We start from the raw sequence: 11,898 nt of genomic DNA on the forward strand, positions 1-11,898 counted from the left end.
TTCATTCGCCCCTAGGCTTTTGTTCTTTTCTAGGCGGACGACTTAATCTGGACTCTTCCTTTTCGGAAGGAAGCTCTCTATTAGGTTGTTTAGTACTAGGTTGCAAACGAGGAGAATCGGATTCATTTCCGCTCGGGCTCAGATCCTCTCTAGGTGGTCTTTCATTCTCTGTAGGAAAGAAAACTCTCGAATCCCCATCCTTTATCTTAGAATTGCGGATTGTATCTGACTCTTCCAGCTCAGGTTTAGGAGAAGAAGGATCCATCTTTGGTTTTTCCAAAGAATATCTTTCAATATCCAAGGAAGAACTTCCTGACTCCGAATAAGAAGGATCGCTCCATCTAACATCCTTTCTTTTCCGATTATATTCTCTTTCTATATCTTCTAAAAATAGCGCCTTACGATCCAGTTCCTTTGCCTGGTCCTCTTCTCCCGCTAAAGCCAATCCCTTTTGGAAACTGAACCAGCCTAAAACCATAGCGACTAGAACCGCCAAGCTAAGAGCAGCTGTGCCGATCGTCTTTACCACTTTTGGAGGGAGATTTCCCAAAACCTGGTCGATCGAGACCCTGATATTGGTTAAGATGGAGAATGGATTGAATGCCATAGGTTTACCCTAGGATCATCGGCCGTTTTCACGGTTTTTCAAGGACATAATTTTTGAAAAAAGGAAGGGAAATCCTGACTTGTAGTAACTTCGACAGATCAAGCCCAGTCTGAAAATCAGCAGATTTCGGAGATTTTTCGCCTTCTTCCCATTAAGTCTTTTTACAGGTTTTCGATTGTAAAAAATAGGATGGAACTTACTCTCCAACAACGGCCCCCCAGGATGAGCGACTCAATTCGCAATTATACTGAATCATTATTAAAAGATCTGGAAGAGAACGAAAACGGATTTTTCAAGGTGGAAAATCTGGACGGACTCGCGTACCTCACCATCTTCCCAGCTGGGAGAAAGGGTAAAGAAGTAGAATATCGCGAAATTCTAAAACGTTTGGATGTATTCAAAATTTCAGGAGTTTCAGAAGAAGAAGTCAAACGTATCTTAAAGACCAAAGACTCAGAACCTCATCTAATCGGAAAATGGCCAGGCAAACCGGAAGCCTCTAGTCTGGACCTGAAAATTTCAGACGATAAGATGTCCGTCCACGGAATTCTCCACCCGCCTAAATTCGGTGGAAAATTATTAACTAGGGACGAGATATTATCTAAGTTACAGACCTATGGTATCGTTTTTGGAATTATAGAAGAATCAATTCTCAAACTTTCTCAGGCAGAAGATTATGGAAAAAGGACCTTAGTTGCCCAGGGAGAATTTCCTATTCCAGGAAAAGACGGAGACATCCGCATACTGTTCCAACATCCAGGCACTCCTACTTTAGAAGAAGACGAATTTGGAAGAGTAGATTTTAAGAATATTCAAATCATCCAAAGTGTTAAGAAAAACCAGAAACTTGCGGAAAAAATTTCTCCATCTCCAGGTAAACCTGGCAAAAACGTAAAAGGAGAAGTCCTTCCATTCGAAGAAGGTAAATTAGCAGAATGGAAATTAGGCCCAAATGTTAAAATTTCAGAAGATGGAAATGTAGTTCAATCCTTGATAGATGGCCGACCAATATTAGATCGTTTCGGACTGATCCGAGTTGATGAGGTTTGTTTACTGGAAAATGTAGACTTCTCCACAGGAAACATAAATTTTCCCGGTACAATCATTGTTGAAGAATCTATCGCTGACGGTTTCACTCTCGAAACGGACGGATCCATTATAGTTAAAAAATCTGTAGGTAAAGTTTTTCTAAAAGCAAAAGGAGACATCGTTCTTTCCGGAGGATTTATGGGAAGAAACGGTGGAATGATAGAATCAGGTGCAGATATCTATGCAAAATTTATAGAACAGGGAAAGATGATCGCTAAAAATTCTATCTTCATAGAAGAAGCTGCGATGCACTCTGAACTGATTGCAGGGGAATCCGTTGTAGTTAGAGGTGGAAGAGGAGAAATCATCGGAGGACAATGTGTTGCGGGGAAAATGATTACCTGCACGAAACTCGGTGCAATCGTTGAGACACGAACCGTGCTCAGCTGCGGAATGCCTCCTGAACTTCTTTCAGAATTAGAGGATCTAAAATCAGAGATCCGTAAAAACCAGGATATATTAAAAAAAGTAGATATTAGTATCCAAAAACTAAGCGACGATTCCCAAAGAAGAAGTTTAAGCCCCGAAGAAAAAGATAGTCTTCCAAAATTACAGGCAATCCGTCAGAAATATAGTTCTATCTTAGAGAATTTATTTGCTCAGGAACAATCTGCGATCCTATCCTTCGATCCTGATAAAAATTCATTTATAGAAGTAGAAAGAGAGATTTTCCCAGGAGTGGAAGCTAACCTAGGAAGGAACAAAAAGTTCAGTGTAAAATTGAAAGAAATCCCAGGTCCTTCTTTCCTATACTTAGGAGGAGATGGTCAAATCGCTCATTCTAAGGTAAAACCTAAACGATTGGGGCTTTTACAGGAAGAATCTCCAGAATCAGATTCTTCCGCAGATTAATTCCCTTCCGGAAATAATTCCCTGCAAGACGGGATCCCGCCAGCTTGCTCCATATCTGAACAAGGAGTTTTAAGAAGATCGTCCATACAACGTTTTACTTTCCCTATCTGTTGGTCGGTGACCTTTTCGTAATCATCCGGAAGAATGGATTGATTACTTTGCTCGGCCATACATTGATCCAGCGAAGAAAATCCTGACTTGGCCGCATTCTGCTCTCCGGAAGGAAGTGTCTCCAAATATTGAGCAGAACATTCTAAATTTTTTTTACACAACTCTTTAATATAGTTTTGGCTAAGTTGTTTGACTTCTTTTTTGGACAAAGATGGTCCCTTTCTGCAGGAAAGAATTAAGAGTGAAAATACAATTATAGAGATAAATTTCATTTGGGTTATCGAAAGCATATGCTTAGATTATACAGAATAGACGGACAATTCTTCCATTCTGCAAGCTGTTCTTTTTAATTATTTCATTTTTGTGAGAATCAAACGATTCCCTTTTCCGGATTGGTCTATATAAAAATGGTCCGTTAGTTTCCGAACCAGGTAGAGACCGATTCCTTCTTCCCTATAATCTCCTGGGTCAAATCCTCTGATCTCAGAAATATTTTTCTGAACTCCGAAATCTCGAATCCTGACTTCCATACGATTTTCGAGAACTGTGACTTCTAAAAAGATTGGATAATTCGTTTTTCCAAGATATGCGTGTTTAATCACGTTCAGAAGACATTCCCCCACTGCCAATTTCAGATCGGCAGCATCATACAGGGAAAATCCCGATTCTCTTGCTAGGTTGTAAACGAAGTTCCGCGCTACAGTCACGTAACGCGGATGGGAAGGAACTTGTATCCGAAATTGATTCGAATAATCGGTTTTTTTGATCTCGGCCAAAATCAGGTCCGGGGAAAATTATCCTCTCGGATGGAATTTCTTATGAACTTCCTTCAGAGTTTTATTCGCCATATGAGTATAGATTTGGGTAGTCGAAATGTCGATATGCCCCAAAAGTTCCTGAACCGATTTTAGATCCGCGTGGTTTTCCAACAAGTGGGTTGCGAAAGAGTGTCTCAGAGTGTGAGGAGTCACTTTTTTCTTGATGCTTGTTCGTTTGATATAATGGTTCAGAAGTCTCCAAACGGATTTTCTATTAATAAAAGATCCTTTTTTGGAAACGAAAAGGTAATCACAATTTCTGTTTTTCAGAATATAAGGTCTGCTTTGTTTTAAGTAACGATTCAGAATGTCCAAAGATTTCTCACCAAATGGAACTAGTCTTTGTCGTCCGCCCTTACCTTCTACAGTTAGGGTCATTCCGGACATATCCATATCAGTCAATCTCAGGTTACATGCTTCCGAAATTCTAAGTCCGGAAGAATACAGAAGTTCGAAAATACATTTGTCTCTGAGTTCGTAGAGATTATCCTCTTTGATCACAACGAATAATTCATCGATCTCTTCTTGTGTCAGATAATCCGGGATGGATCTCATCACTTCCGGAGTTTCGATCTTTTCCGTTGGATTTGAATCCAGCTTCTTTTCGTCTTTTAAAAATTTATAAAATTGGCGGATGGCAACTACTTCGCGAGCGATCGTCTTTGCAGAAATTTTACGATTCCTCTCTTCGTTCAAGAAACGAACTATGTCGTTCGCCTGGACTTCTAAGAAGTCGAGATGTTCTTTTTCGAGGAAGTTCTTAAACTTGTTCAGATCGTATCCGTACGAGTAAATGGAATTGTCGCTCAGACCCTTCTCAACCGAGAGGTATTCTTGGAAATTTTGTAGTAGATTCTTATGAGAAGATGTCACTTTCTTAGTCCCGCTTCCGATTATTACAGTACTAAATCCTTCGGACAAATTCTCCCTCGAGATTGAAACTTTTTTAAGATTGCGGCACGAGGAGGCCCGTAAATTGTACAAATTCGACGGGCGGACATAACAAAAAACCGTCCTTTTTCTTATCCCCTAAGGGAAAAAAAACTATGGAAATGAGACAGAAGTTCCGATACGCCATAATTTTGCTTATGTCCCAATTTGCTTTGAATTGCGATTCCTCAGGGGAACTAGCAAGTAAGGCGAGAGAAAAAGAAGCGCAAGGCAACACAGCAGAGGCTTTATATTATTACGATTTAGCACTTAGAGAAAATCCTGAAAATTTTACGGCGAATAAAAATTTAGGAATTCTTTTAGCAGAAAGCGGAGAAGCACCTGGATCCGCTTCTCTCTATCTAGAAAAAGCTCTTAAAAAAGATCCAAAAAACCCTGAGATACTTCTATATCTTTTGGAAATTTATATCTTAGCAGGCTCCAAAGACGAGACCGAATCCGTTTTAAGGGGATTTTCCGAAAGTTGGGACAAGGACAGAGAGAGTCTCGCCAAGTTTCTAAGCTCTTGTATCTTAGATTCCAAGAAGAATATTTCTGAAAGAAAACGTTTCCAAGAGAATCGTATCCCTGAATCGAATCCCGCCTCTAAAAGACTCTTTGAACTTTGCGGAAAAAAACTCTATGAGGAAACTTCAGGTAAATGAGAGAGATTACCTACTCGCGAAAGATCCGCTTTATTTTTTTATTATATTCTGTTTTTCTGTTTGGTCTCTTAGAAATTTTACTGAGACTTCCCATTTTTCCTTCCGTTCAATTTAGATTAGATGACAAAAAACTTCATTGCCTTCAAACTTCAGAGAATTTAGATTCAATACCTTGGATGAGGCTTTGTCCAAGCCAAAGTTTAGAACTTTTTCATCCGGAAAAGAATATTCGTTATCATATTTCTACTGATTTTAGAGGAGAAAGGATTACTTCTAACAACGGAAGCAATGGCGCTGATCTTGCAGATCGGAACTCCTACAACGCTGATAGACATGAAATTTGGGTTTTGGGAGATTCTGTTGCTTTAGGATATTTGGTTAGCGACCAGGAAAGTCTTCCTTGGGCTTTAGATTCTATTTTAGAACAAAAGAATGAACATGTAAAAGTCAGAAATTTGGGAGTGGATGCTCTGGGAAGTTTTGGCATCCAAGAAAGATTAACCGAAGTTTTGAAGGAATCTTCCCCACCTCAGGCTGCCTATTGGATCTATCATATTTCCGATTTTACTGATTCTTATAAAGAGTTAGAATTACAATCTTCTTTAAAAAAAAGGATCTTAGTACGAGTTTCCTATATCCTTTCCAAATATAGTGCAGTATTCAACGCGTTCAAAATCGTTTATGAGAAGTATAAACCGGAATCAGCGGAAAATTTAGTAATTCCTTCCAGTGGTAACGTTCTGAGTCCGGATCATCCTCATAGAAAAGCAGCTATCTCTTTATTTGAATTTGTAAAAGAGAAGAAGGTCCCTTTTACCTTAGTATTTCTGCCTGAACCGAATGAAAAATATGATCCGGTTGTTGATTCAGCACTCGTAAAAGAAGTCAGACAGATCGCAGTCGATTCTAAAATTCCCGTGTTGGACCTCCAACAACCCATTTATGATTTTTGGAAAAAGAACAATCAGGAAATCTTTCTTCCGAAAGACGGACATCCAAACCCAGCGTTATATAGTTTCATTGCACAAGAAATAGCAAAAGACATTCATTAAAAACTCTCCGCGTCTTTGCGACTCTGCGTGGCGAAAATTGGATCAGATTTAATTCTCACGCAGAAACACGGAGTCGCAGAGATTTAGTACGCGGCAGTGATGCGCAGACCTTTAGTCCGGGCGAAGCCCGGATGAGCGCGGCTGCGCGAAGTCGTAGCAGCACGGTCCGAGCAAAGCGAAGGAGCCGCCCAAATCTTAAAACTGGAAGTACAAGAAAGGTGCGCTTACAGTCACACTGTATAAGATAAAACAGATAGAGATCAGGATTGCTGAGATACCATATACCCAGATACGATTCTCAAAAAGTTTTTTGGCCCAAGGAGTCTCTTTTTCCATCAGGTAATCTCCAAGCATTAGTATAAACACTGTGGAAAGAACGGATAACGGTACTGGTAGGAAATCGCCTTCTACTCCAGAGAACATTCTGCTGACCATTGCCCAACCTACTTGGACGCTATTGCCAATTCCTTCGACTGGTCTTGCCCGGAAGAAATACATGGAAATTCCGAAGATGGTAAATGGATATGCTACTTTAATTGTGCTCGGGATCTTTTCCCAATAATTTTTAATTTTTTCGAAAGAGAATGCGAATCTTTCAATCACCATTAAACTCGCGTGAACAAATCCCCAAACTACGAAATTCCAATCTGCACCATGCCAGATTCCGCTCACAAATGTTGTGAGGAAAAGGTTTATATAAGTTCTGGAAATTCCTTTTTTGTTTCCGCCCAAGAAGATATATACATATTCCTTCAGCCAAGAGCTGAATGATATATGCCAACGTCTCCAGAATTCTGAAACTGTTTGAGAAAGGAAAGGTTGTCTGAAGTTAATTGGAATATGAAATCCCATGATTCTTCCGGTTCCGATTGCCACATCAGAATATCCTGAAAAGTCGCAATACATTTGAATAATGTATAAGGAACCTGTGACTGCCAAAGAAAACCATCCATAATGAAGAGGATCCGCAAATACTGGATCAATGACGGCAGCAATCGGATCTGCTACGAATGTTTTTTTGAAAAGTCCCCAGGCAAGTTGTCTAATCCCAGGCAGTAAATTCTCTTTTTTGAATGTATATGTATCCAAGAATTGATGGAGCATATCCTGGGCACGAATGATCGGACCAGCCACCAATTGTGGGAAGAAACTTAGGAATAATCCGAATTGAAATAAACTCTCAGCTCTTTTTACTTTTTTGTGATATACGTCGACCGCATACGCGATTGCCTGCAAAGTAAAGAAAGAGATCCCCATTGGCAATAGTATCCCTGATGGATATGCATAATATGGCTCACAAGGAACGAGACCAAGGATCGTATTCCAAACTGTAAAAGAAAAATCCAGATACTTAAAGAAGTATAGTAAAGATAGGTTACCCCAAATAGCTATATTCAGGAAAAATAATTTTCCAAATCTGGATTCTGATTTGTCCATCCATAATGTGCAGAAATACGTGATCGCTATGGAATAGATCAGTAATAAGATGAATGGAACCCTGAAAACTGCATAAAAATATAAGCTAGTAACGAGTAGCCAAAGTTTTTGGAATCTGGAAGGTACCAGGAAATAAACGAATATGACTATAGGAGCGAAAAGTAAATAATGAAGGGAATTAAAGAGCAAGATCAGTCTCCTTCAATTTGGCCTTGAGAGATTCTGCCGCCCAAATATTTCCTCTTTTCGTAAAATGCCCGTCTTCCGGAATATAGTGATCTAAGATTCCGAATTTTTTGCCGTTCTGATCAAAACCACACATAGAAGAAGTTTCCTTTTTGAAACGTAAAACTTTCACTCCACGTTTTTCGAAAAATGCAGAGGCGCGGGTTGCGTAATTTTCTAAAGGATGGTATTTTCCATTATTATAACAATAAATCTCTTCTATTTGGATCGGGAGGATCACAGGAACCAGTTTGAATCCTCTTTCCTTTGCAAGATCTATCATCTTTTGGTAATATTCTTGAGTGAGTTCTGGTAAAATCGGAAGAGTTTCGAAAGAAGGAGCAGAATCCACACAAGTAACGTGAGCCGGAATCGGTTCAGGGCACATTGCACCAAATACCGCAGAAGTTGGCGTAATATCCGAATCACAATTTGGCCTTTTGACAGGCCTAAAAAAAGAAGACTCAAAATAAGAAATTAAATTTCCAGAAGGGTGGCTATCGCTTACTTGAGCACCCGCATCCGGAGCGGTAAGCATAGTACATTTATAAAATCCTGCTGAATCCAGTTCTTTACAAATTGAAAGTTTTGTAACTGCAAACGTAACTTGTATCTGTTCGTAAGCTAGTTTGAGAGCCTGGAGTGTATAAGAGATTCTTGTTAAAATAAATTGTAATTTAAAATTCCGAGCGTAGTTCGGATCTTTTTCTCTGATTGCATCTGTTTGATCATCAGGTAAGATCCCCTTTTTTGCAAGAGCTTCCGGCATATCGAAATCGTTTGGAGAAATAAAGAAGAGTACTTCTTTAACATTGTCTAATTTCGTAGAAATATCTTTAAGCCTGTAATAAGAACCTCTAGAACCATAGGCGTCCACTCCCAAGTTCAGTGCTTGGCGAGCTTCTCCTTTTAATTTTATTCCATCCAAGAGTTGACAGAATGTGTCTGAGTCGCCTACCCCAAATCCCATTACCAAACTATCTCCTAAGCATAGAAGTTTCGGTTTTCCAGGGATCGGTTCTTCTTTTCCTCTCAGGCCAAGGGAGTTTATGCTAAACTGGCCTTCCCATTTTCCAGCAAAATGACTGACATATTTGGATTGGCCTGGCTCAAGAGCCACGTAATAATCGGGATGAAAACTATGGATGAGTTTTAGATCTCTATAGTATTGTAGAGAAGGACTGCGTAATAGAACCAAACCGGCTTCGGTTCCGAGGAAGATTAAAATCAAAAAAACTAGGCCGAAAAACGATTTTTTGGCGAAATCCATGAATACTGGATAGCATTTGGATTCCTACCCGGATGACAAGACAATTCATCTAGGAAAAGGACTGTTGGAATTCCGACTCTTTCTTCTCGAAAAAAAAGATCTACTTTACAATTCCCCAGTCTAAAAATAAAATCAATTTAGAATCATTCTAAATCATTAGAGGAAATGAGATGCCCCATAAAGTAGTCATCATTGGATCCGGCCCTGCGGGTCATACGGCAGCAATTTACGCAGCCAGAGCGAATTTGAACCCAGTTATGTACGAGGGATTTATGGCGGGGGGAATCGCCGCAGGTGGACAGCTCACCACTACCACTGAGGTGGAAAATTTCCCAGGTTTTCCTGAAGGAATAGATGGAACCCAACTTACAAATTTGTTCCGTGCCCAATCCGAAAAATACGGCACTAAAATTATCACTCAAACAATCACCAAAGTGGATTTCTCTAAAAGACCGTTTCGTATTTGGTCGGACGATGAATTGATCGAAGCAGAGACTGTGATCATTGCAACAGGTGCTACTGCAAAAAGAATGTTCATCCCGGGCGAGGATTCTTATTGGCAAAAAGGAATTTCTGCATGCGCAGTTTGTGATGGCGCACTTCCGATCTACAGAAACAAAGAACTAGCTGTTGTAGGTGGTGGAGATTCTGCAGTGGAAGAGGCCGCTCACTTAACTAAGTTCGCATCTAAAGTGTATCTGATCCACAGAAGAGATTCTTTAAGAGCTTCTAAGATCATGCAGAAAAGAGCTACCACTCATCCTAAGATAGAAATTATCTGGAACACTGCCGTGGAAAGTGCACAAGGAAACGGGAATCAACTCACTTCCCTTGCTGTGAAAGAACTTACTACTGGAAAAACGAAAGAACTTCCTGTGGGTGGTTTATTCTATGCGATCGGTCATAAGCCGAACACTGAAATTTTCGAAGGCCAATTGGAGCTGGACGAAACTGGTTATATCAAAACAGTTCCAGGCACCACTCGCACAAGTGTAGAAGGTGTATTTGCCGCTGGAGATGTTCAGGACAAAACCTATCGCCAAGCAATCACTGCTGCTGGCTCGGGATGTATGGCCGCTCTTGAAGCAGAAAGATGGTTAGAAGCTCAAGAAGAGTAAAGCGACAATGGTGCGCCTACGGGCGCTCTATCATCTGTCCTCTTTTTTGAAGAGTATCATAAATAAATAATATAGGAAGGTTCGGCTTCTTTTTATTGGAGCTGGATTCTTCTTCTCTTTTTACAATCATTACAAGTTTATTTTCCGGAGTGTCCGGTAGGATTTTTTCCAGATAGAACTTTTTGGGAAGAATAGGAAGTAGTTCATCATAGTTCGGATCGTATACAAAAACCTTTTTGGAATCCTTTTGGTTTAGATATCCATCCTTGTTGGTATCTTCTGGCATTCCAACGATCACGAATTTTTTTCCGGTTTTTAAACCTGGGAATACATCTTCAGAGATTTCTCCAGTTTCTGAATCGGAACTTAGTTTTTCAGGTTCTGCCCCGTAAAAATAATCCCAAATATACACACTCTTATTGAATACCTTACGATTCCTTCCAGTTTGAAGATCCACGAATACTAGATTTTGAGCATGGTTTAATGTTTTGCGGGGTCCGAAATTTTCCCTGTCCCTGTTTAAGCCTAGCGGATAATATAAAAATTTTCCCCAAACTACGGAAGAATGTTCTACTAGATCATCATCCGGTTCTACGTATACAGTCTGGATGCTGTTAGACGGATTTTTTGCGAGTTCAATGCCTCGGTCGTATACGAACCAACTTTTTAACAAAGTAAATACGATCAGGATGATGATAATCCCGATTACAAAATATACGGAGAGACGAAACTTTTCCATAGAACGGATCTAAAGAATCCGTTTTATGCCTTAGGGGTCAATCTTCTTTCTTTCCAAAACTCCGGTTCTTGTAGGAACTAATAATGCAGAAGAGATCTCTCCAGTATCTTCTCTTAACACTGTAAGAGGATTATAAGTATCCACTACGATCTTTCCATCGACTAAGAAATTATATTGGTATTCACCAGGTTTTAATTTTTTGACTACTCTGAAGGTTCCATTCCTTTCTTTGATCAAAAAGTCGGATTCTGGATCCCAGTGGTTGAAATCTCCGATCAGACTTACAGACTCAGCTTGGGGCTGATAAATTCTGAATTCTACAGTTCTAAATTCTTTTTCTTCGTAAGGAGAATCTTCTAAAACCCTAGTGCTTGTCTGTTTATTTGGCCCACCCTCTCGAAATGCAATCCTGGAAATTAAGGAGCCTTCTCCATCTTCTACAGTATCAGGGTTTTCAGGATCATGCGTAAAAATACCATCTACCTTAAACTTATATTCATAGGCAGGTTTCGGCTCATAGAGTTGGTCTCCGTGAATGTCCACTACTCCGTAAAAGATTCCCTTATCATTTTTCTGTAAGGAAACACATTGCCAGTGACTGAATTCTCCACAAACGCTTACCTCGTCGTTTGCAAGACCCTCATAACTGAATAAAACTCCACGGTTCAATAATTTACCGGTTTTCAAAGCCGAGAATGTATCCACAAATCGAATGAATCTAGGCGGTACAGCCTTTCTCAAATTCTCCAATTGCCAGAAATAATAAATTTTTTCTTCAGGAAGGGCTTCTTCTCCCTCCTCATAATCCACTGACCGGAAGGCTCCGATCCAATCTTCTGCCTCTTCCGCAGCAAGGGCGAAGGTCAATATCAAGGTAAGTAAGGCAACCGCCTTGGCTTTATGCACCATAAACCGATTGTCGTAGGTTTTCCCGGAAACCCTAAGCGTATTTCCAGGGCTTGTATTAGATCCGACATAAGGAAAA

The 11,898-nt window shown here is 40.0% G+C and carries 12 protein-coding genes; 4 read left to right on the top strand and 8 right to left on the bottom strand.

The annotated features are described in order from the left end of the window. Nucleotide 1: 1 nt before the first annotated feature. Entirely contained in the window at nt 2-607 is a 606-nt protein-coding gene (locus B1C82_RS04545; protein WP_086446436.1) for an LIC_11485 family protein, read from the bottom strand. A gap of 222 nt (nt 608-829) precedes the next feature. On the opposite strand from B1C82_RS04545, the gene B1C82_RS04550 reads away from it, so the two are divergent. After that, nucleotides 830-2,548, top strand: coding sequence for a DUF342 domain-containing protein (locus tag B1C82_RS04550; RefSeq protein ID WP_086446437.1), 1,719 nt, complete (start codon nt 830-832; stop codon nt 2,546-2,548). On the opposite strand, the gene B1C82_RS04555 is transcribed toward B1C82_RS04550, so the two are convergent. The 3 genes from B1C82_RS04555 to xerD are packed head-to-tail and all read right to left on the bottom strand — an operon-like array spanning nt 2,545 to nt 4,350. Next, nucleotides 2,545-2,949: an LA_2478/LA_2722/LA_4182 family protein gene (locus tag B1C82_RS04555; RefSeq protein ID WP_086446438.1), complete on the bottom strand. Its 405-nt coding sequence runs from the start codon at nt 2,947-2,949 to the stop codon at nt 2,545-2,547. The genes B1C82_RS04550 and B1C82_RS04555 overlap by 4 nt on opposite strands. Nucleotides 2,950-3,009: 60 nt before the next feature. Beyond that, nucleotides 3,010-3,435: an ATP-binding protein gene (locus B1C82_RS04560; RefSeq protein ID WP_086446439.1), complete on the bottom strand. Its 426-nt coding sequence runs from the start codon at nt 3,433-3,435 to the stop codon at nt 3,010-3,012. Between the two features lie 18 nt (nt 3,436-3,453). Further along, entirely contained in the window at nt 3,454-4,350 is an 897-nt protein-coding gene (xerD, locus tag B1C82_RS04565) for a site-specific tyrosine recombinase XerD (RefSeq protein ID WP_086446894.1), read from the bottom strand. A gap of 173 nt (nt 4,351-4,523) precedes the next feature. Between xerD and B1C82_RS04570 the strand changes: the two genes are divergently transcribed. Then, nucleotides 4,524-5,072 carry a tetratricopeptide repeat protein gene (locus B1C82_RS04570; RefSeq protein WP_086446440.1) on the top strand — a complete coding sequence of 183 codons (549 nt, stop codon included), beginning with the start codon at nt 4,524-4,526 and terminating at the stop codon, nt 5,070-5,072. Next, the gene (locus B1C82_RS04575; protein WP_086446441.1) at nt 5,069-6,124 is read left to right on the top strand and encodes an LA_2486 family SGNH/GDSL-type esterase; all 1,056 of its coding nucleotides are present in this window, start codon (nt 5,069-5,071) and stop codon (nt 6,122-6,124) included. The genes B1C82_RS04570 and B1C82_RS04575 overlap by 4 nt, the downstream gene beginning before the upstream one ends. A 195-nt stretch (nt 6,125-6,319) precedes the next feature. On the opposite strand, the gene B1C82_RS04580 is transcribed toward B1C82_RS04575, so the two are convergent. Both B1C82_RS04580 and B1C82_RS04585 read right to left on the bottom strand, forming a co-directional pair. Continuing rightward, on the bottom strand, nt 6,320-7,750 hold the full coding sequence (locus tag B1C82_RS04580) for an MBOAT family O-acyltransferase (protein WP_086446442.1): 1,431 nt from the start codon (nt 7,748-7,750) through the stop codon (nt 6,320-6,322). Then, on the bottom strand, nt 7,740-9,056 hold the full coding sequence (locus B1C82_RS04585; protein WP_086446443.1) for an LA_2490 family SGNH/GDSL-type esterase: 1,317 nt from the start codon (nt 9,054-9,056) through the stop codon (nt 7,740-7,742). The genes B1C82_RS04580 and B1C82_RS04585 overlap by 11 nt, the downstream gene beginning before the upstream one ends. A 170-nt stretch (nt 9,057-9,226) precedes the next feature. On the opposite strand from B1C82_RS04585, the gene trxB reads away from it, so the two are divergent. Continuing rightward, nucleotides 9,227-10,174, top strand: a complete 948-nt coding sequence (gene trxB / locus B1C82_RS04590) for a thioredoxin-disulfide reductase (RefSeq protein WP_086446444.1) — start codon at nt 9,227-9,229, stop codon at nt 10,172-10,174. Between the two features lie 16 nt (nt 10,175-10,190). Here the strand turns inward: trxB and B1C82_RS04595 are convergent, their stop codons facing one another. After that, a complete protein-coding gene (locus B1C82_RS04595) occupies nt 10,191-10,913 on the bottom strand; it encodes a hypothetical protein (protein WP_086446445.1) in 723 nt (240 codons plus the stop codon). Between the two features lie 30 nt (nt 10,914-10,943). After that, nucleotides 10,944-11,822: an early set domain-containing protein gene (locus B1C82_RS04600; protein ID WP_086446446.1), complete on the bottom strand. Its 879-nt coding sequence runs from the start codon at nt 11,820-11,822 to the stop codon at nt 10,944-10,946. Nucleotides 11,823-11,898 lie beyond the last annotated feature (76 nt).

This window comes from Leptospira venezuelensis (assembly GCF_002150035.1).
Taxonomy (GTDB): domain Bacteria; phylum Spirochaetota; class Leptospiria; order Leptospirales; family Leptospiraceae; genus Leptospira_B; species Leptospira_B venezuelensis.